This window comes from Anabaena sp. 54 (assembly GCF_017355725.1).
GTDB lineage: Bacteria > Cyanobacteriota > Cyanobacteriia > Cyanobacteriales > Nostocaceae > Dolichospermum > Dolichospermum heterosporum.
In genome coordinates, this window is sequence record NZ_JAAVWA010000011.1 from 1 (window position 1) to 20,495 (window position 20,495).

The 20,495-nt window shown below is 38.0% G+C and carries 17 protein-coding genes and 2 pseudogenes; 10 read left to right on the forward strand and 9 right to left on the reverse strand.

The features are described 5' to 3' along the window. Positions 1-395: pseudogene (locus tag HEQ36_RS12385) on the reverse strand (peptidylprolyl isomerase); the annotation flags it as partial. A 512-nt stretch (positions 396-907) separates the two neighbouring features. Further along, positions 908-1,672, reverse strand: coding sequence for a COP23 domain-containing protein (locus HEQ36_RS12390; RefSeq protein ID WP_168636577.1), 765 nt, complete (start codon positions 1,670-1,672; stop codon positions 908-910). A gap of 592 nt (positions 1,673-2,264) precedes the next feature. Here HEQ36_RS12390 and HEQ36_RS12395 point away from each other — a divergent pair. Then, complete coding sequence (locus HEQ36_RS12395) at positions 2,265-3,080, forward strand: type 1 glutamine amidotransferase (protein ID WP_168636788.1); 816 nt, start codon at positions 2,265-2,267, stop codon at positions 3,078-3,080. Between the two features lie 172 nt (positions 3,081-3,252). After that, positions 3,253-3,786, forward strand: a complete 534-nt coding sequence (locus HEQ36_RS12400) for a GAF domain-containing protein (RefSeq protein ID WP_290707836.1) — start codon at positions 3,253-3,255, stop codon at positions 3,784-3,786. Positions 3,787-3,821: 35 nt separating this feature from the next. Here HEQ36_RS12400 and HEQ36_RS12405 read toward each other — a convergent pair whose 3' ends face one another. Together HEQ36_RS12405 and HEQ36_RS12410 are read right to left on the reverse strand one after the other, a co-directional pair. Beyond that, positions 3,822-6,809, reverse strand: coding sequence for a Tn3 family transposase (locus HEQ36_RS12405; RefSeq protein ID WP_168636483.1), 2,988 nt, complete (start codon positions 6,807-6,809; stop codon positions 3,822-3,824). 174 nt (positions 6,810-6,983) lie between these two features. Beyond that, complete coding sequence (locus HEQ36_RS12410) at positions 6,984-7,676, reverse strand: tyrosine-type recombinase/integrase (protein ID WP_367272409.1); 693 nt, start codon at positions 7,674-7,676, stop codon at positions 6,984-6,986. A gap of 85 nt (positions 7,677-7,761) precedes the next feature. Here HEQ36_RS12410 and HEQ36_RS12415 point away from each other — a divergent pair, with 85 nt between their 5' ends. Beyond that, the gene (locus HEQ36_RS12415; protein WP_053537527.1) at positions 7,762-8,781 is read left to right on the forward strand and encodes a transposase; all 1,020 of its coding nucleotides are present in this window, start codon (positions 7,762-7,764) and stop codon (positions 8,779-8,781) included. Positions 8,782-8,836: 55 nt separating this feature from the next. Here HEQ36_RS12415 and HEQ36_RS12420 read toward each other — a convergent pair whose 3' ends face one another. After that, positions 8,837-9,076, reverse strand: a complete 240-nt coding sequence (locus HEQ36_RS12420; RefSeq protein ID WP_290707839.1) for a phage integrase N-terminal SAM-like domain-containing protein — start codon at positions 9,074-9,076, stop codon at positions 8,837-8,839. A gap of 77 nt (positions 9,077-9,153) precedes the next feature. Between HEQ36_RS12420 and HEQ36_RS12425 the strand changes: the two genes are divergently transcribed. Further along, positions 9,154-9,609, forward strand: a complete 456-nt coding sequence (locus HEQ36_RS12425; RefSeq protein WP_168635408.1) for a zinc ribbon domain-containing protein — start codon at positions 9,154-9,156, stop codon at positions 9,607-9,609. Between the two features lie 82 nt (positions 9,610-9,691). Here HEQ36_RS12425 and HEQ36_RS12430 read toward each other — a convergent pair. The 4 genes and pseudogenes from HEQ36_RS12430 to HEQ36_RS12445 all read right to left on the reverse strand — a co-directional run. Beyond that, a pseudogene (locus HEQ36_RS12430) lies at positions 9,692-10,333 on the reverse strand (DNA topoisomerase); the annotation flags it as partial. 928 nt (positions 10,334-11,261) lie between these two features. After that, on the reverse strand, positions 11,262-11,402 hold the full coding sequence (locus tag HEQ36_RS12435; RefSeq protein ID WP_168636572.1) for a hypothetical protein: 141 nt from the start codon (positions 11,400-11,402) through the stop codon (positions 11,262-11,264). Positions 11,403-11,513: 111 nt separating this feature from the next. Then, positions 11,514-12,353 carry an FAD-binding domain-containing protein gene (locus tag HEQ36_RS12440; protein WP_168636571.1) on the reverse strand — a complete coding sequence of 280 codons (840 nt, stop codon included), beginning with the start codon at positions 12,351-12,353 and terminating at the stop codon, positions 11,514-11,516. Positions 12,354-13,083: 730 nt separating this feature from the next. Further along, complete coding sequence (locus tag HEQ36_RS12445; RefSeq protein WP_168636570.1) at positions 13,084-13,668, reverse strand: hypothetical protein; 585 nt, start codon at positions 13,666-13,668, stop codon at positions 13,084-13,086. A 693-nt stretch (positions 13,669-14,361) separates the two neighbouring features. On the opposite strand from HEQ36_RS12445, the gene sipA reads away from it, so the two are divergent. The 6 genes from sipA (at position 14,362) to HEQ36_RS12475 (ending at position 20,457) form a co-directional block, all read left to right on the forward strand. After that, positions 14,362-14,604 (forward strand): regulatory protein SipA, encoded by a 243-nt coding sequence (sipA, locus tag HEQ36_RS12450; protein ID WP_039204971.1) that lies wholly within the window; start codon positions 14,362-14,364, stop codon positions 14,602-14,604. A 52-nt stretch (positions 14,605-14,656) separates the two neighbouring features. Next, positions 14,657-15,214: a peroxiredoxin gene (locus HEQ36_RS12455; protein ID WP_168636569.1), complete on the forward strand. Its 558-nt coding sequence runs from the start codon at positions 14,657-14,659 to the stop codon at positions 15,212-15,214. A gap of 78 nt (positions 15,215-15,292) precedes the next feature. Further along, positions 15,293-16,162 carry a polyphosphate kinase 2 family protein gene (locus tag HEQ36_RS12460; protein WP_027404222.1) on the forward strand — a complete coding sequence of 290 codons (870 nt, stop codon included), beginning with the start codon at positions 15,293-15,295 and terminating at the stop codon, positions 16,160-16,162. 194 nt (positions 16,163-16,356) lie between these two features. Next, a complete protein-coding gene (locus HEQ36_RS12465; protein ID WP_053540051.1) occupies positions 16,357-16,950 on the forward strand; it encodes a chemotaxis protein CheB in 594 nt (197 codons plus the stop codon). Positions 16,951-17,093: 143 nt separating this feature from the next. Continuing rightward, the gene (locus HEQ36_RS12470) at positions 17,094-18,992 is read left to right on the forward strand and encodes a CheR family methyltransferase (RefSeq protein WP_168636567.1); all 1,899 of its coding nucleotides are present in this window, start codon (positions 17,094-17,096) and stop codon (positions 18,990-18,992) included. A gap of 79 nt (positions 18,993-19,071) precedes the next feature. Continuing rightward, on the forward strand, positions 19,072-20,457 hold the full coding sequence (locus HEQ36_RS12475) for a cobyrinate a,c-diamide synthase (RefSeq protein ID WP_168636566.1): 1,386 nt from the start codon (positions 19,072-19,074) through the stop codon (positions 20,455-20,457). The last annotated feature ends 38 nt before the right edge of the window (positions 20,458-20,495 follow it).

Sequence of the window (20,495 nt, forward strand, 5' to 3'; positions counted from 1 at the left end):
TCTTGAATACGGAAGTAAATTTCTTGAGCGATACCAAGTTCTGAGGTGGTAATTAGGGAATAAATCACTCTATCTAACTGGGTTTTCCGTTGAAAAAAGTAGGAGTTTAAATCCCCTCCCCAGGTTTCCTCTTTGAACTTTTCTAGTTTTAATTGTCGTACCGCCATGATTTTCAGTTTTTGGAAACTTTCGCTCTGTGGTTCTAGTCCTTGATATTGTTGGGCTAATTGTTCGCAGGCTAGTTTTTCTTCTTCTGGGGTACAGACAATTTCTGCGATCGCTTGATCAATGAATATTTCCTTAATTAATAGCGGTAATAGCTGGTATTCCGACAATAATGATAAAACTTCTGTAGGCTGGAGGGTGCGATCGCCCAATTGTAGAACTTGATTCATATTATTTGTAATCAGGTTTGTCACCATTGTTAATTTCTCTTCAAAAGATAGTAGAACTAGATTGTCACCAAGTTATATTTTGGTTAAATTATACAATTTATGACAACTTTACTCTGCTTTGGTTTCAGTGTAGTATTTAAATACTAATTATTTGCCAATAACCAAAAGTTGATTTCTGGGCATTTAAGTAGTCAGAGTGTTGATATTTGGATATTATCGTACCAACTTACCATAAATTAATAAATTTGTCATATCAAACTTACTTTGTAGGAAATCGGGCATAATGACGAATTAGCAGCCTAAATTAGATAACCAGTCATTGCGGTTATTGCGTATTCTTCACTTACCCACTAATCTTCAAAAACCAATCCATCCTGAGAAATAATTACAACACCTAATAAGTTAATACAGGACAAAATTATATAAAGGGTAAATTTAATTTCTCTAAAAAGGTAAATATAATCACAAAAATACTGTAGGGGCAATCCCCCTGTGGTTGCCCGGAATCATAATTAACGAAATCTGCCCGGATTTAGCCGATTGGGGCTTTGGCGTGTGGTACTACCTTTAATTGCTACTCCATTTCTCAGTTTTCCACCAGTACCACCATCTTTAGGATCAAGGTATGGTTTCAAATTAATCCCACCTTTAGTAGAAGTAACTTGATTCTTGCTACCACCTAAAAGCGTTTGTCCGAGACTGTATAAGCTATTGCCATTACTGCTATTACGATTAGTGTAAGTATTGACAGCAATAGTTTGTTGTCCACTATCAGCAGTAGTTAAATTTTGGAATACACTATTGCGAATAGTATAAGGATCTTTGCCACGAGGGACTGTTAAGACAATTCGACAACTGGGTTGGGCTTCGGTGGTGACACAGATAATATTTTCGCTATTTTCTACGGCTATTTGCAGTTCTTGTAATCCATCTGGGCGATATGATTCTAAACGGGTGGCGATCGCTTGACAACGTTTCTGAGCATCCCATCCGCCTCCTAAATTCTGAGGTGCAGCCCAAGCAAAGTATTGTCCTGGTTGACTTTGGGGCTGATACATGACTGTAAACTGTCCATTGTTAGACTGGCAACTAAATCTGGCGCTACTGTCAACTGTGGTGGAAGTTGGGATGGTGGTTGATGAACCTGATGGTACTGTAGTAGATGAACCTGATGGTATTGTAGGAACAACAACTTGAGCAAAAGCTACAGTATTACCAAAAAATAAAGAACAGCCCAAACTACTCAACAATAAAACCCGAAGTGATTGTAATGACATAAATATAACCTCTGTGAGAAACAGGTAAATAGTTGATATCTCTATTGACGGAGAATATATTTTTTTGATTCATTAACAATACCTATTTTTTTGTTTTTAGTATACATAGCAGAAACCGCTACAAGCTACGAAGGATTATCAGCAGCTTACAGCGGTTTCTTGATTAGGTTGTGGTTCAATACAAAAATAATAGAAGTGGACTTGACAAGCAATCAATTAAGCTCGATTTAAACCACGCTTCCCTTATTTCTAATGGGCAGGCACTTCTGGCTGCGAGTTCAACACCTCCAATAACAATTTGGTGAGATTTAGGCGGAAAAACTTTGACAGGAAGCTAAAATCTAAAATTGATTGCCGATACATTAGAGCAGGAGGCACAAACTCTAATGAAAAGTTTGGATTTAAGGTTTGACTTTTAACCTTTTTGTACCATACCCTTAATCTAGCATGAGTTTTTTTATTTGTGTTGTCTGTTTACTAAACTTGAAATTTATTAATATATTGCAACAATTCGGAATGGGCGCAGACCTCACAATTCGGAATGGGCGCAGACCCTGCGCCCCTACTTGACTCCTGCTATAGTAGAGGTTTTATAAGTTATAAACCGATGGAAATTATTATTGGTTGGCTATATCCCAAGTTGATGAGTACCTATGGCGATCGCGGAAATGTGATCACTATCCAACGTCGCGCTCAATGGCGGGGGTATAATGTCATTGTTTTACCCTTAGACCAAGAGTCCACCACAGAAGATATAAAATCAGTAGATGTGATTGTTGGTGGGGGCGCACAGGATCGTCAGCAAGAAATTGTCATGAGGGATTTGCAAGGGGCAAAAGCTGAGGCAATGCGTGATAAAATCGAACGTGGCACGCCGGGAGTTTTTACCTGTGGTTCTCCCCAACTGCTGGGAAATTATTATGAACCAGCCTTTGGACAAAGAATTGAAGGTTTAGGAATCTTAGATTTAGTTTCTATTCATCCTGGTGAAAATACTAAAAGATGTATTGGTAATTTAGTGATAGAAGTTACAGCCTCCCGGTTAGCGCAAGAACTAGAAGCAATGACAGGGACAAAACCTTATTTGGTCGGGTTTGAAAATCACGGTGGCCGGACTACATTAGGAAAAGTGGAAGCTTTAGGGCGTGTGGTGTATGGTTTGGGGAATAATGGAGAAGATGGCACAGAAGGCGCGTTTTATCAAAATGCGATCGCTACCTATTCTCACGGTCCATTATTACCAAAAAATCCTTTTGTTGCCGACTGGTTAATTCAAACTGCGTTAAAGTTGAAATATCAGCAAGAAATTAAACTTTCACCTTTAGAAGATACTTTGGCAATGCAAGGACGGGAAGCGATATTGAAACGCTTAAAAGTTAATTTGCCCAGTGTGGCTGGAGTTAGGTAATAGGTGATGGGTAATGGGTAATGGGTAAAACATTCTTCCCAATTACCAATCACCAATTACCAGCTTTATAAACTACATTATTTCTTTATTAAATAAGAATAATTTTCTGTACAATGTCTGATAAATTTCTATAGAAGCGTGAAATTGTGTAATTAGTTATTATTTTAAATCTGTGCAACTTCCTTTCGACTCCGCTCAAGGTAAACCTTCTTCCCCAGAATTTGAAAATCGCTCAAATTGTCACCCTGATGAGGGGTTGCAAAAATTACTTAATCGCCTTGTTATCAGAATAGAACGCGATGAATTAGTGCGAAAAACGACAAATCACCTGAGAGAATCACTTCAGGCTAATCGTGTAGTATTGTATTATTTCTATGAACAATGGCAAGGGCAGGTAACATTTGAATCATTGAGTGCTGATGAATATTCGATTCTTGGTTTTACCGGACCAAGCGGTTGTTTTAACCATGAATATGCTGCTTTGTACTTAGAAGGAAGAGTAAGAGCGATCGCTGATATAGAATTAGAACCAATTCAGGATTGTCACCGTGATTTTCTTCGCAGTATGCAAGTTCGCGCCAACTTGGTAGTACCAATTCTCATACCGAGAGGATTATGGGGACTATTAGTAGCGCATCATTGTCAGCATCCCCGTGATTGGACATTAACAGATATTGAACTTGGTATTGAGCCGAGATACGTGTAAAAACCTGCAAGATGGTCTGGAAACGCTTACTGTGTCTACATTTCAAAGATTTCTGGAGGGAGATTAATCGCCGCCTCCAAAGGTTGAGGAATATTATGTAAATTCACCACATAATCACCGTATCTTTTGATATGTCTTGTAATATAAGGACTCAAAGCAGCAAGGTATCGCATAGGAATCACCTCACCCTGTGACATCAACGTTTGAATCGCCAACGACATATCCACCGTATTTTGCAAAATCACCGCACTGGCCACCAAATCCAGATACTTTAACCGCTTTTCCTGCTCAATTGGATCATTCTCAGTAATCATCCCTTGCTTACCAAAAAATACCCAATCCAGAAAACCATTGTACATCTCCACAACATTTGTTACCGCCGTAATTTCCCGTCTCAACGTAACATTAGAAATATAATCCAGCAGAAACATAGTCCGTACCACCTTACCCAACTCTTGAAAAGCTTGATAAAGACGATTTTTCCGACTGTAGCTCCCTAACTTACGTAACAGCGTCGAAGGCATCACCTTACCAGCCTTAATTGACAGTACCACCCGCATCATGTCATACCAATGAGTCTGAATTAAACTCCAATTGACAACACCCTTAAACAGCGGTTCAATATGCTGATAGCTCACATCCGTACCAGGACGCACAAAACTAAGATCCTGCCAATTACGGATACGTGGCATCAACTTAATACCCAGAAGATAGGAAATAGCAAACACAGGTCCAGATTGACCTTGAGTATCTGCGTGTAACGTATCCGGCTGAATATCCGAAAGATTTTTCAACAACCCATCCAAAATATAAACCGCTTCCCAAACCCCACAAGTAATGAAGTGAGTAAACAAAGCAATGTATTTATCAGAAACATGATGATAGGCAATACCACCATAGCCACCGTAACGGATATGATACTCACTGTGTAAATTATTTTCGTATATCTCAAACTTACTACCATCCGCTGCCGCCTTTTTCCCCGTCCCCCAACAAGAAGGTAAGCTGAAACGGTTATAAGCATTAATAATATCCCGAATTGCCGCTTCAATCTTGGCAGCACTAACATGGCGACGGTTAGTATAAGAAATTTCATGGGCAGTCACCATACCCCCCGAATGACGAGCCATTTGATTAGGTCCAAGATTGCAACCATAACCAAAAGTAGTAAAAATATAACGTTCCCCAGGGTCAGATATTTTGGCTTCACTTCCCGACATTAAACCAAAATGTCTAGTCCAATTCAACCAATGCTCAACATTGCATAATATGTCTAAAATACTCCGTTCCGGCATCAGCGCCCGGATTTTCGACTCCAATAAATCCACCTCTGGAGGTTGGGTAAATGATGGCGGTTTCTTTAATACAGGATTGCCTTCCTTATTAATTGTAAATTGTTTATCGACAGCACAAATATTATCTACTTTCTCAGCGACTTGTGTTAAACATAAGCGTAAATGTTCGACAAAATCCGTTGGATTAGCCGGAAAACCAATTAAGTCACAGTAATCTTTTATTAATGGTTCACACTCAACAGGACTTAATAATTGTTCGCGGAAATCCGCGTAGCTCTCCGACCCCACAACACAGGCATCTCCCGTTTTAAATTCAGTCGCCAAATTGTAAAAGATGCAAATTTCTAATTGCTGACGTACCAAAACCTCGGTGTCATCAATTTCGGCGACAACTAGCGCCCGCCAGTTATTACTAATAAAACCCAAATCAATATCAAAAGGTAAATATTTAGAGCGTTTGTGTTCATGATCTAACACAAATTGCAAAGCTTCAATCACTGATTCATCCGCAGAAGTAGAAAGAATATCTAGAGAACGCACTAAACTAAACAGTGCTTTGCGGTTGGCAGCATAAAACCGCCACATTAATGGTAAATAGTTATTGGTATTGTACGCCGCAATTTCATCTAATTTTTGCATCAGCAATTCTGCCCCACCATGTTCATCCAAAATTAACTGCACCTGTTCTCCAAATACAGCATTATCCTGGGTTTCCTTGGCTTGTTTGGATGCTTGCAATACTTGTCCCAATGTCGCTAACAACTCTGATGTTTCTGTCAGATGTTTATCCCGGAGTTCCTGCAATCGCAGTTTGGCATTATTTTGAATTTTCAGGATACGTTTAATAAACATCTCAACCAGATAATCACGAGTTTTTACCTGTGCTTCGTATAATAGACATAATAGCAATGTCCGCCGTTTGGGTAAATTAATATCTTGAAATTCCGTGATATCTAAAGTTCTAGCATAAGCGGCAAAATGTCTAACTTTGGTAGGAGTAATATTTTGTAGTAATCGCTTGGCATCTCCAAAAGTCATGAGCATATCAAACTTGTTTTGCAGGAGTTTCATCCCATTTAGTTTGGCACTTTTAGGTGGCGATTTTAATAAATTCAGGGTGGCATTTTCATCATCATCCTCATTGTCTATCACCACGAGTAATTGGTCTAAATAAGTTTGTTCGATAGTTGAAAGTCCTTGAGAACAAAGTGCAAATAACTGATTATTGACCATTGACCGAATATGGCGAATTAATCGGTCAAGGGTGCTAAATGCTGGTAATTCGTATCGTTCTTTCACTAATTCCTCAATTGCCACATTGATTAAATCAGCAGGGTGGTCTTTAATTTGGGCTGCTTCTGCAACTAATGTGGCTATTAATCTTTGACCAGTTTTATCATATTGTTTGACCCCTAAATATTCCCGAATAATATTTTTATAGGTATGACGTTGGCGTTCGGAGGGTATTGCTTTTACTGAGTCTTGTAACTTTAAACACGACCGTAAATGTTTAATTACTGCAATTGGGATCTGTTCAGGATGAGGGAAATATCCCAGACGTTGAAAGGATTTGAGCATCACCATTAACCGTAGTAATCCTTCATGGTTCTTGGTTTTAGACTTAACAAACTTGATTTCTGTGGGTGTCGGAGTATAAAGTTCTGCCAGTTCTTTGGGGTCAGGAAATTGTTTAAATTTGGGGTAAGCGGTACGGTCAATTGAAGCCATTCAAGTAATATTTATAACATAAAATTTAAGTTAGCCCAGAAAATGCTTTTATCCCTCACTCCTCTACCAAAGAGTATTTTATATTCTTTTGGGTAGAAATTGACAATGCCCATAAAAATGTTGTTTTTTAGCTCAAAAAGTTGTCAATAATTATGAATGTTATGGTGACTCAGTTCAGCTTTGTAGTTCTGGATTAATCAGCATATTTAAGGCGTGACGGGCGGCTGATTCAGCTTTTTGGGAGGTAACTTTCTGGTAGCGTAATGTGGTTTGAATGCTTTCATGTCCCATGAGTGAGCGTAATTCTTCTATGCTGATTAATCCTACTCGTTCTGTAGCATAAGTATGGCGTAAATCATGAATACGTACCCCGGTTAATTCGGGATTTGTGCTGGTAATTTCTCGCCAATAATCATGCAATGTATGATAGCTAATTCTACTGACTTTGAGGGTAACTGGATGTTGTGCTGTGAACAGTGCGTTGATGTTTTGATGTCGTGTGTGTTGGAAATATTTATTTAGTGATTGGGCGGCATCATTGCTATAAAAACACCACCGTTGTTTGTTGCCTTTTCCCAATACCTGAAATTTCTGATTTTTGATATCTATGTCTGATAAATTCAGGGCTAAAAGCTCTCCTATTCTGCATCCTGTGCGATGCAATAGATGAATTATTGCTGACAGCCGCAGGTTATCTTTGGTTGCTGTATAGAGGATATTTAGCTGGTCTGATGTTAGATATCTTATAGGAGTATCACTTTTATGTTCACCTTTTTCTCGTTGTGGGGAACGCTGTTTTAATCCGTGAATTGGGTTGATTTTTATATAATCTTGTTGGACGGCGAAGTTAAATAGACTTTGTAGCAGAAGTGTTGAATGTTAGGAAAAGATTAAAAAAAAGTACCATAATTTGATACAATCTAAAAAAATCTAGATAAAGAATTATCAAATTATGCGCTTAAAGAATTTCCCAGAAGTGGTCAAAACAATATTGAAACCATTGCCCAAAAAAGATTATCCAGTTCTGGACACATTTTCATTTGTATCAGTGTGGTTACAGTATGTCATGGATAAAAGTATAGTGAGTATGAGAGATTTATTTCAAAGACTAAATAATCAAGGGATAGATTTAAAAATATCAAATTTTTCCAAGGCAAGTAAAAAGAGAGATACTCAAGTATTTTTGGAGATAATAACTGAATTAAACAATCAACTGAGAAAGAAAAAAGGAAAGGAAGAAACCCAAGCATTATTTCCTATAGATTCAACAATTATTACATTAACAAGTAAATTATTATGGAGTCAAGGATATCATCAAGTAAAACTATTTTGTGGGTTAGATAGTTTGACATCAGAAGTTGGTGGAATGGTGATTCATTTTGGGCAAGGACATGACCATAAATATGGACAAGAAACAGTAGAAGCAATTCCGTCAAAAGGAGTAGGGATAATGGATAGAGGATTTGCATCCTCCGAAAGAATATCTGAATTAAAACAACAAAAAAATAAAGCTTTTGTCTTAAGAATTAAAAATAATGTCACTTTAGAAATGCTAGAAAATGGTAATTGTAAAGTTGGCAAAGATGAAAGAGAAGTGGAAATTAGAGTAGTAGCATTTTGTGATATAGAAACTAAGAGTGAATTTCGTTTAGCAACAAACTTATTAAATGAAGGAGAAGAGCAAGTTAGTAATCAAGAGATTATGGAAATTTACATACAAAGATGGCAAATTGAATTGTTATGGAAATTCTTAAAAATGCACCTCAAGTTAGACAGACTTATGACAAAGAATGAGAATGGAATTAGAATTCAGATAATGTGCTGTTTAATCGCTTATTTGATATTGCAACTAATAGAAATACCGCAAGAATTTGGCAAAACTTTATTAGATAAGCTCCGTTATCTTCAGTCCTATATGTGTCAGGAAATAAGTTATGTTCATTGGTTTAGAAAACTTATTTGGATAAGATGAAAAATAGCACTTATAGGCTAAGTTTATTTCAATATGTAAAGTTTTATTACGCTATTCAACATTTCTGACTTTGTAGTATTGCTTGATGCTTGTGGTGGGTTGTGTATTTTAAATGTGAGAGGCTATCTAGATACTCTACTAATGTTTGCTTACTGATTATTTCGATTGGCCAACTTCCATACTCTGCCAGGAAGTTTAAGAGGGTTAGTTCGTAGGTTTTTATGGTACTGGGTGCTAGTCCAGTCCGTTCTAAAAATTTGACGGCAACGGTGGCTAATGTGACAGCTTGCTTCACGGAAATTTGTGTGTTTTTAGCAAGGTTATTTATTCCTAAATTATATATGTTTTAGGGAGAAATATTGGCAGCGTTTTATGGATACTTTTAAAACTCCCAAACCCGGAGAATCTCTGTCCGACTATGTTTTGCGGATGAGAAAGGAACTCAATTTAACTCAGTTTGAGGTGGCGAATGCGGCTGGTGTTCATTCTCGTTCTGTGGGGAAGATTGAACGGGGATTGACAAGGAAACTCAGCCATAAAACTCTCAGCGGTCTTGCTTTGGCTTTCTCTGTGCCTGTTGAGTATTTGCAGGCTGTTGTCAGGGGAGAAGAGGTTCTGGCAATGGCAGCGATTAAGTTTTGCCCCCAATGTTGGAATCCTGGTGGTGTTGTGGATTTAATGTGGGGTAATGTTAGGGCTAGGTTTTGTTATCTATGCGGTACGCAATTACGGTCTAGTTGTGCCAATTGTGGTGAGTTGGTGGTGTCGTTGAGGTATAAGTTTTGTCCTCTGTGTGGAAAACCTTATAAGGATGGGGGTGAAAATTGATGAAAGCTAGACACAGTAAGCGTTTCCAGACCATCTTGCAGGTTTTTACACGTATCTCGGCTCAATACCGTGTTTCTTTGTCAGTATTGGCCGTACCTTTGTAAAAAGCCCGAAATCCTTCTTGATAATCTACCCACACACTCCAGTAATCTTGGGGAACAAAAGCCAGAATCTCTCTTTCGCGCTGACAAATTAGGTGTAATGTGGCGCTTTGAACTCTACCTACGCTTTTTGCCCCGTTATTTAATCCCCAAACCAGGGGACTACCTTTATAACCTACCAACTTATCAAGACAATCTCGACATAATCCTGCACCGATTAAATTAGTGTCAAGTTTTCTGGGATGGGCGATCGCATTTCGCACTGCTGATGGTGTAATCTCAGTATAAACTACTCGTTTGGGGTCTCTTAATCCTAACGTTTCTTTAAGATGCCAAGCAATGGTTTCTCCTTCTCTGTCTGGGTCTGTAGCTAAAACAACTTCATCAACTTGCCTAACAGCGGCTTTTAATTGTTGAATTGTTTCTTTTGCCCGTTGGTCACGGGGGATATAATTGCAGCGAACAGTATTACCATCCATTGTAAATCCTAGTGAATCATCACCGTCGTTACTGAGTTCGCGGATATGTCCACAACTAGCGCGGACAATCCAATCTGCACCGAGAATTTGACTCAATTTTTTGACTTTTCCGGGAGATTCGACCACTAGGAGGCGTTTAGGCATGGCGCTTGTTTTTGAGATGCTTTATCTAGGATAATTGAGAACGAGTGTATTTACCATTCATAGCACAAAGAAAAATTAAGTAATTGGACAAAAATATTTATACTCAACACGGCTTAATAATTTGATTCTGTGGGTAGGGGTAAAGCAAGAGCTTCATTGGTGTCAACTTAAGCTCAAATCCTGATGATATCTCGTTCCCAGTCTCTGACTGGGAATGCTATTACAGAGGCTCTGCCTCTGTTTTCATAGAAGGCAGAGCCTTCTAGAATTCATTCCCATACAGAGTATGGGAACGAGAAATTCATTCCCAGGCGGGCTATGGGTTTTACGTTAATACTATTAGGGACTTCCAAGAAATAAATTATCTTGATTAACGAACCACAGAGGCGCAGAGGACACAGAGGAATAAGGGTTTGAGAGATTTTTGCGTTAGGTGGTTGAGTATTTTTTTATTTGGAAGTCCCTTAGACTGGGAATTCATTCCCAGGCGGGCTATGGGTTTTACGTTAAGTTGACACCAATGAAGCTCTTGCTTTACCCCTACAAATCTAGGTTTTTCGTAATTTTGTAAAAGTCCATGTCTCAACCGTGTTTAGTATACAGTCATTGCGAGCGAAGGGAAGCAATCACAACCCTTGCGATTGCTTCATTTCACTTCGTTCCATATGGCTAACGCCACGCAACGCTTACGCAATGGCATTGTGTAATTAATTTTGCCTCACTACTTAGAGCCGCTTTAAAATCTTTAAATTATACTGTAAAAAATCAATTGGGAAAGGACTATTTAGCTCATATCACAGCAATTTTCTCATTAAAACAAGGTATAAACATCTAAAAACCCGATCAAGGTTGACCGGGTTCTAATGAATTTGCAGGTTTCAAATGATTAAAGTGAGTAAGTGAATTTAAGTTACTAAGGGTGGACTTTCTAAAACGCAAATACAGCATCTCCACGTCTTTCCGCTCTGGGATTTGGCCTCGCCACCTCATCTAGAGTTTGGCTAGTTGCCACTTCGTCATCAATAACGCTGTAATTGTCGGGCTGATGATAGGGGACACACTGAATCATTTACCCTTTCTTTTAGTTGGTTTTTATTTGCTTGGTGTCCTATGCTTTTAAGATATCATTTGATTTTTGAGATAGGACTTATTCTTTACATTTATTAACAAATTGGTGGCCTTATCTTCGATGATTGCCTTTTTGCCAACTTTGACTATTAGGCTGTTTGCTGAATTTAGCTTGAGGAAAAAGTCGCTGTTCTATTTGTTCATAACTGCCTTCAAAGTCGCATTTACCAAAATGGGGACATTGACGACAGTAAACGCCTTTGCTGTAACGTTCTAGATTCTCACGGTTGAAAAAATAGGGTTTATGACTAAATGTACTTGCTACCCATTGCCATGACATATTGTTACTTGCTGGATCACCGTCGAGTAAATGTTGAAGAAACCATTTTGCGCCGGCTTGCCATTGAATATGTCGCCAATGGATAATATAAGCTGCTAACCACATTCTTGTATGGTTGTGTAGATAGCCTGTTTCTCGTAGTTCCTGACTAAAGCTGTCAATGCAAACTAGTCCTGTCGTTCCGGTTGTGATATCTTCAGGTAGTTGGGCTGCGTAGTCTGTTGATTGATAACCGGTTTTGAATTCTTCTTGATTTTGCCAAATCTCGTTTCCTAGTTTGACATATAATCTTTGCCAATAATCACGCCAGCCTAATTCGTTAATTAGTTTATTAGCATCCTCTGGATTCTCAATTCGGTTCAGTATATATTCTCGAACTTCCCGCAAACTCAAGACTCCATGACGAAGGTATGGTGACAATTTGGTAATGTCACCAGTTAGGAAGTTGCGGGTTTTTGCGTAAGCTATGGGGTCAATTTTTTGTAGCGCTTGTTGTGCGGCTTTCCTTCCTCCGGGAATATCGCTAATGTGATCATCTTGTGCTGCGGCTTGGGGGAACTGTTCCTTGAGATATGCGACTAATTCGGCTCGATTTTGGAAATCACGTAACATAAAATTTGTATATGTCAATTTAAGATTTTAAGAATAATTAAACGCAGATGAACGCAAATAAATGCAGATAAGGAAGGATGAGTCAATGTATTTTATGATTCTGTGGAGATTCACGTAAAATTGGTATTAGTAGTTTACAATCAGATGTGGTTTTATCCCCTAACTAATTGGTCTATATCCTAACTCATTTTACCTATTATACTCAAAACGGCTTGATTGTTTGATTCTAAACGTAGGGGTAAAGCAAGAGCTTCATTGGTGTCAACTTAAGCTCAAATCCCTACCACATCTCGTTCCTAGTCTCTGACTAGGAATGCAGTTGATGAGGCTCTGCCTCTAATATTATTGAAGGCAGAGCCTTCTAGAATTCATTCCCAGTCTCTGACTGGGAATAAGATGAACAGCATTAATATTTAAAATGAGTTCGTAGGGGCGCAGGGCCTGCCCCCAAATAAGGACTGCCCCCAAATAAGGACTGCCCCCAAATAAGGACTGCCCCCAAATAAGGACTGCCCCCAAATAAGGACTGCGCCCAAATAAGGACTGCGCCCAAATAAGACCTGTACCCAAACAAGACCTGCACCCAAACAAGACCTGTACCCAAACAAGGACTGCACCCAAACAAGACCTGCACCCAAACAAGACCTGCACCCAAATAAGACCTGTACCCAAACAAGACCTGTACCCAAACAAGGACTGCGCCCAAAATATTATGCGCTCAACATCGTATTTATCTTGAAGATACATTAAAGGAATTTAAAAACCCTTCTATACTCTTAGTTAAAAACTTCTGTCTTTTTTTGGTAGTTTCCGCACTTACTTGATATAACCGGGTTTTAACTAAATATATTCTTAGTTTGACAATGTTTACTCCTGGTTTACTATAGCTAATTTCCCTGCCAAAATAAGAACCTAATCTAATTTTTTGTTCACTAATTAAAGTTCCTTTGGCTTTTTTAACCACATTATTGCGTCCGTTATCTAAAGCCTTTTCAACCAGCTTTTTGCGATTTAATAATTCAATATATTCAGAGGAATAATCAACATAACCAACGGCATAATTAACTTCCTCTTGTTGGCGTTCAACACTAAACAGATTTAATTTAATTTTCCCCGATTTTGTATTTACTGTTTGTTTAGTCTCCCTGGGATTCCCTGGCATTAAAATCCGAAAACTACCGTCAGCAGGAGAAAACAACTTCCAGATAGATTTCGCTACTTTTACCTGTTGGTTAGCGGCTATAGTTGGAGTAATTGTATATCCGCCACATAAAACCACCAGCGCAAGAGAATAATTGAGAAATCTTATTTTCATGATTATCGAATTTAAGTAGGTGAACACAATAAAACCAAACTGTGTAAAGAAACGTAAAATCGCCCAAACCCTCTTGCCTCTTGCCTCTTGCCTTTTGCCTTTTGCCTTGCCATAACGACAATTTTCAACGCCAACCTACTTAATGCTATGAAATTTTATAAGAAAATAGGCTAAAAACCCTTGAGGGCAGGTTTTGGACCTTGGCGGAAAAACTTAACTGTCCTTTAGGGACTTCCAATTAAAAAAATCCGCAAAAGTTTCTTGTGGTGCGGGCATCTTGCCCGCTGATTACCAAGGACAGGCAGGATGCCCATCCCACAAAATTGGGTAATTTATTTTTTGGTGATCCCTTAGGCAAGGAATGAAAGCCAATGGAACGAAGTGAAATGAAGCAATTCCAAGGGTTGTGATTGCTTCCCTTCCCTCGCAATGACTGTAAGTAGGTTGGCGTTGAAAATTGTCGTTATGGCAAAGCAAGAGGCAAAAGGCAAAAGGCAAGAGGTAAGAGGGTTTGGGCGATTTTACGTTTCTTTACACAGTTTGGTTTTATTGTGTTCACCTACTTAAATATTTTTGTCCAATTACTTACCGGGGTAGGCACGGGGGCGCTACCCCTACACCTACATTAAATCTAAATCTTTTATATAATTAATTTTGCCTGCCTACTTATTCAAAACTACAAACCATTGCAAAATGTCTTCAGAATTCCCAATTGGTAGTAAAGTCCGTGTGGTATCATTGCCACCATACCTGAAAACGGCTGAACCAATGCCTATGTTACGTCCCCCTGAAGTAATTCATATTGGCGAGGAAGGTATAGTTCTTGACCATCGCCCTGGTGGTTATTGGGGTGTCCGCTTTACTAGAGGCGCTTTTCTCATAGATAGCCAACACATTGAAAGTATCGAAAACCTGTCCGAACCGCAATCAGATTGAAAGAGAACAACAAAAATGTAAACTTATTTAAGTTATTCTTTTGGTTGAGAAAATGGGTTCCCGTCGCACTTTTATTAGCATTTTATTTGCTTCTTGTTTGGCTGTTATTAGTTGGTTTAATTTTACCCCTCCTGCTCAAGCTTTAGGTGGTAAATTACCCACAATTAATCAACCTGCACCTGAGTTTACCTTACCCACTAATACAGGCAATGGTAAAGTTTCTCTAGCTGATTTTCGGGGTAAGTGGGTAGTTCTTTATTTCTACCCCAAAGATTTTACTTCTGGTTGTACTATTGAAGCACGACGGTTTCAGCAAGATTTACCTAAATATATTCAGAAAAATACTGAGATTATTGGTATCAGTGCTGATGATGTTGATTCTCATGCAGAATTTTGTGACTCGGAGGGGTTAAAATTTCCTTTGTTAGCTGATATTAAGGGTGAAGTTAGTAAGGCTTATGGTTCTTGGATAGGTGTTGTCTCCATGCGCCATAGTTTTATTATTGATCCTCAAGGGATATTACGCGCAACTTTTGTGAAGGTTAATCCTAGTATTCACAGTATGGAAGTTTTGGAAATGTTGGCCAAGTTGCAATCTTCTATTTCTTAGAAAGACGGCGATTAGAAAGATGCCGGAGGCATCTTTCCAATCGCCAGGGATAATTCCATTGGAGGCTAATTTTTTGAGATGAATCATGATCCTTATATTGTTAAACCAGGTGATCAGATTTCTTTGATCAAGGACTATAATCCAGGTTATAGATGCGAGTTTCACCCAAAAACTGATGCGATTAAAAAATTAAAAACAGGTGTTTTACAACTAGCTAAATATCAAGATGTTCTCTATGCCCAAAATAGTTATTCTTTGTTAATTATTTTTCAAGCTATGGATGCTGCTGGTAAGGATAGCACCATTAAGCACGTGATGTCGGGGGTGAATCCCCAAGGGTGTCAGGTATTTAGTTTTAAATCTCCTAGTGAGGAAGAATTAGATCATGATTATTTATGGCGTTCGATGAAGTCTCTCCCGGAAAGGGGTAGAATTGGCATTTTTAATCGTTCATATTACGAGGAATTACTTATAGTTCGTGTCCATCCAGAAATTCTTAAAAAACAACAATTACCCAAGTTTCCTCAAGGTAATCAGATATGGAAACAGCGATTTGAGGAAATTAATAATTTTGAAAAATACTTGGTTAATAATGGGGTAATTGTGCTGAAGTTTTTTCTAAATGTCTCAAAATCGGTGCAAAGAAAGCGGTTTTTAGCACGGATTGATTCACCGGAAAAACATTGGAAATTTTCTGCTAGTGATATCCGAGAAAGGGCTTTTTGGGATGATTATATGGATGCTTATGAGCAAGTTTTTAACAATACAAGTACAGAATTAGCTCCTTGGTATATTGTTCCTGCTGATCGGAAATGGTTTACACGGTTGGTGGTAGCAGATATTATTTGCACAAAGTTACAGGAGTTAAATTTGCAATATCCTGAAATTAGTGAGGAAAATAAAAAGCAATTACAGGAAGCTAAAAAAAATCTGGAAGCAGAAAATTAGCTTTGTCAGTGAAATGTGAACAAAAAGATCCCCGACTTCTTTTCAGATCCCCGACTTCTTTAAGAAGTCGGGGATCTAAGCATTTATATGTTTACAAATTAGCTATGATTGATCCATAGGTCTGTAGGTACAGGGAATGAGTTGAAAATTTAGATATCTTAGAGTTGGGAAAGATGATAATTTTCAGGATAAATATGCCAAATCTTCCTAACTTTGATATTGTGGCTTTAGCGGCTTCTGCTGGTGGATTAACGGCATTAATTGAGGTGCTTTCAAATTTACCTGCAAATTTCCGAGCAGCAATTGTTGTGGTTCAACATTTAGATCCTCGTCATCCATCCCTGATGGCAGAAATTCTCAGTCGTCGGACTCCACTGAAAGTAGTCCAAGCAAAAGCAGGAGATGAACTCACTCCGGGGACTGTTTATATTGCTCCTCCGAATAACCACCTGTTGGTGAATAGTGATGGTACAGCTTCTTTGTCTCAGTCGGAAATGGTGCATTTTCTCCGTCCTTCGGCGGATTTGTTGTTTGAATCCGTGGCAGCAAGTTATAAAGAAAGAGCGATCGCTGTTGTCCTCACAGGAACTGGTAGTGATGGCGCAATGGGAGTGGAAGCAATCAAAAAAATGGGTGGGACGGTAATTGTCCAGGATGACAAAAGTGCTGAATTTCCGGGAATGCCATCTTCAGCAATTAAGACAGGGAATGTAGATTTCATCCTCCCTTTAACAGAAATTTCTTCCGCTTTGATAACTTTGGTTATGTCTCATGCTATTTCGTCATAACATATCACTAATTTAGGTTATGATAAAAAGCTGACTGTGTATAAACAATAGTTTTGCAAATTCAATATCCGTAAGCCAGATTGATTTAGTTTACAATGATCTGAGGATGTGTATCTGTTTCTAGTAAAACCCTAATTGATTCTATGAATGCTCCACACAAAGACCTTGATTTTGAAAATCTCCTCCAATATTTGAGAATCAATCGAGGGTTTGATTTCACAGGTTATAAACGTTCGACTTTAATGCGTCGTGTTATTAAAGAGATGGAGACTTTAAATATAGATAGCTTTGTGAATTATCAAGATTATTTAGAAGTTCATCCAGATGAGTTTAAAAATTTGTTTAATACCATTTTAATTAATGTGACTGCTTTTTTTAGAGATAGTTCAGCTTGGGAATATTTAGCCAAAGAAATTATCCCTGATATCATCAAAAATAAACAAAAAGATGAACAGCTTCGGTTCTGGAGTGCTGGTTGTGCGTCTGGACAAGAGGCTTATACTTTAGCAATGGTTCTAGCAGAAATATTGGGAGTAGAAGAGTTTCGTAAGCGGGTAAAAATCTACGCAACAGATGTAGACGAAGAAGCTCTCACCCAAGCTCGTCAAGCTAGTTATTCAGCCAAAAATATCATTGAAGTTCCATCAGAACTGCGCGATAAATATTTTGATCTAGTAAATAAAAATTATGTTTTTCGCCAAGATTTGCGTCGTTGCGTGATTTTTGGTCGTCATGATTTACTTCAGGATGCACCAATTTCTCGTTTAGATTTATTGGCTTGTCGCAATACCTTAATGTATTTTAATTCAGAAATACAAGGAAAGATTATCAATCGGTTTCATTTTGCCATTAATGATCATGGCTATCTATTTTTAGGAAAAGCAGAGATGTTAGTCATGCACTCTAATTTATTTATACCTATACATTTAAAAGATCGTGTATTTGCGAAAGTATCTTTGGGAAACATCCGTAATCGTCAACTAGTTATGACAAATTTGCAAAATAAAGAATCCTCTAATAATGTTTATGCTGAAGAACTGCGAATTAGAGATTTGGCTTTTGATACAGCGTCTAGCGCCCAAGTTGTTATTGATAATCATGGTATATTAATTATGATTAATGAACAAGCTCGGAGTTTATTTAGTTTGACAACGAGAGATTTAAATCGCCCTTTTCAGGATTTAGAATTATCCTATAGACCTGTAGAGTTACGCTCATTAATCGAGCAAGTATATAATGAACGCCATCCTATTATACTCACAAATGTTGAACGTTATCAGCCAAATTCAGAAGTTCAATATTTAGATGTGCGAATCATTCCTTTACAAGATAATGATCAAACCATTCTCGGTGTCACAATCTCTTTTAATGATGTCACCCGTTATCTGAAACTCCAAACAGCATTACAACGTTCTCGACAGGAATTAGAAACAACCAATGAAGAATTGCAATCTACTAATGAAGAACTAGAAACAACCAATGAAGAATTGCAATCTACTAATGAAGAACTAGAAACAACCAATGAAGAATTGCAATCAACAAATCAAGAAATGGAGACAATGAATGAGGAACTGCAATCTGCTAATCAAGAATTACAAACAATAAATAATGAATTAAGCGATCGCACCACTGAACTTGACCAAACTAATATTTTTCTTGCTTCTATTTTAAGCTCTCTGCAAATGGGAATGGTAGTCTTAGATAATAGTTTTAATATTTTAATTTGGAATCATACAGTTGAGGATATGTGGGGTTTACGCAGTGACGAAGTAATGAATAAATCCTGGTTTAGTTTGGATATCGGTTTACCTGTAGAACAACTGCGAAATTCCCTTCGTGATATTATATCTAGTAAGAAGAAATTACAGGAAATACTTCTGAATGCCACCAATCGTCGCGGTAAAAAAATCCAATGTTATGTTGCCTGTAGTCCTTTACTAAAAGAAACAGTAGAAGGTATTATCATTATGATAACAGATGTGGAGAAAATCAATAGTATGATTTCTCCAGTGGACATTGAAGAAAGACAACGGGAAGGATAATAGCAAGGAGTCAGGAGGTAGGGGCGCAGGGCCTGCGCCCAGTCTTTATTTTTAATTGTTAATTTTTAATTGCTAATCTATGTCTATAATTATTGCTGGAGAACGGAGTGGAGTCGGGAAAACAACAGTTACACTTACCCTATTAGCATCTTTACGTCGTCGTGGTGTAAAAGTGCAATCTTTTAAGGTGGGACCCGATTATATTGATCCGATGTTTCATCAATATGTTACTGGTCTTCCTTGCCGAAATTTAGATGCTGTGCTAACTTCAGAAAGTTATGTGCAGCAATGTTTTCACCATCATTCTCCCCAGTCTGAATATACTTTAGTTGAAGGGGTAATGGGTTTGTTTGATGGTATTAGCCATTTGTCAAACACAAATGAAAAAACCGACTTTGCAAGTACAGCCCACGTTGCTAGATTATTAGATATACCAATAATATTAGTAATTGATTGTAGTCGTTTATCGGGTTCAGTAGCTGCGATCGCTCACGGTTATTGTTCTTTAGATAGTAGAATTAAAGTTGCTGGATTAGTCTTAAATCGAGTCGGAAGCGATCGGCATTTATCATTATTAAAAGCTGCCCTTTCACCTTTACAATTACCCATACTCGGTGTCTTACGACGACAAGATAATATTACCATTCCTGACCGTCATCTGGGTTTAATTCCCACCGCAGAATTACCAGAATTAGATCAAATAATTAATAGTTTGGCAGATTTAGGTGATATTTACTTTGATTGGGATAAACTTCTCCCACTTTTAAAATCAGCATCTTCCCCAATTCCCAATTCTCAATTCTCAACTCCCAATTCTGCTGTAAGAATTGCTGTAGCGCGAGATCAAGCCTTTAATTTTTACTATCAAGATAACTTAGATCTACTAGAAGAATTAGGAGCAGAATTAGTATTTTGGAGTCCATTAAATGATGATCAATTACCCAAAGATATCCAAGGAATGTATTTTGGTGGAGGGTTTCCTGAAGTATTCGCACAACAATTATCTAAAAATACCAGCCTAATACAAGCAGTCAAAAACTCAATTTTAGGAGGAATACCCACAATTGCGGAATGTGGAGGATTGATGTATTTGTGTGAGAAAATTATTGATTTTGATGGTAACTCTTGGTCAATGGTAGGAATATTACCCACTTATGCACAAATGGATAAAAGATTAACATTAGGATATCGTCGCGCAGTAGTTTTAGAAAATACTTTTTTACTTGATAGCAATAAAAACATTTTTGGACATGAATTTCATCGTTCTCATGTAATCACTAATTCTCCCCAACCATTATTTAATACCTATCGCTATGATTGTGATGAAAATACAGGTTTTGAAGGTTGGAATTTACCCAATGTTCATGCTTCTTATATTCATCAACACTGGGGAGAAAGTAGAGAAATTCCTCAAAGATTTATCCAGAAATGTTTAAGAGGATGTTTGAAAAGTCGTATCCCGTAATTTTCATCACATTGTTACCCCCCTTTCCCCTTATAAAG

Bases quoted from the DNA above. Each gene is read 5' to 3' on its own strand.
- HEQ36_RS12390 (WP_168636577.1), bottom strand. From the start codon at position 1,672: ATGTCATTACAATCACTTCGGGTTTTATTGTTGAGTAGTTTGGGCTGT.
- HEQ36_RS12405 (WP_168636483.1), bottom strand. From the start codon at position 6,809: ATGGCTTCAATTGACCGTACCGCTTACCCCAAATTTAAACAATTTCCT.
- HEQ36_RS12415 (WP_053537527.1), top strand. From the start codon at position 7,762: ATGCGCTTAAAGAATTTCCCAGAAGTGGTCAAAACAATATTGAAACCA.
- HEQ36_RS12425 (WP_168635408.1), top strand. From the start codon at position 9,154: ATGGATACTTTTAAAACTCCCAAACCCGGAGAATCTCTGTCCGACTAT.
- HEQ36_RS12435 (WP_168636572.1), bottom strand. From the start codon at position 11,402: ATGATTCAGTGTGTCCCCTATCATCAGCCCGACAATTACAGCGTTATT.
- HEQ36_RS12440 (WP_168636571.1), bottom strand. From the start codon at position 12,353: ATGTTACGTGATTTCCAAAATCGAGCCGAATTAGTCGCATATCTCAAG.
- HEQ36_RS12445 (WP_168636570.1), bottom strand. From the start codon at position 13,668: ATGAAAATAAGATTTCTCAATTATTCTCTTGCGCTGGTGGTTTTATGT.
- sipA (WP_039204971.1), top strand. From the start codon at position 14,362: ATGTCTTCAGAATTCCCAATTGGTAGTAAAGTCCGTGTGGTATCATTG.
- HEQ36_RS12455 (WP_168636569.1), top strand. From the start codon at position 14,657: ATGGGTTCCCGTCGCACTTTTATTAGCATTTTATTTGCTTCTTGTTTG.
- HEQ36_RS12460 (WP_027404222.1), top strand. From the start codon at position 15,293: ATGAATCATGATCCTTATATTGTTAAACCAGGTGATCAGATTTCTTTG.
- HEQ36_RS12465 (WP_053540051.1), top strand. From the start codon at position 16,357: ATGCCAAATCTTCCTAACTTTGATATTGTGGCTTTAGCGGCTTCTGCT.
- HEQ36_RS12470 (WP_168636567.1), top strand. From the start codon at position 17,094: ATGAATGCTCCACACAAAGACCTTGATTTTGAAAATCTCCTCCAATAT.
- HEQ36_RS12475 (WP_168636566.1), top strand. From the start codon at position 19,072: ATGTCTATAATTATTGCTGGAGAACGGAGTGGAGTCGGGAAAACAACA.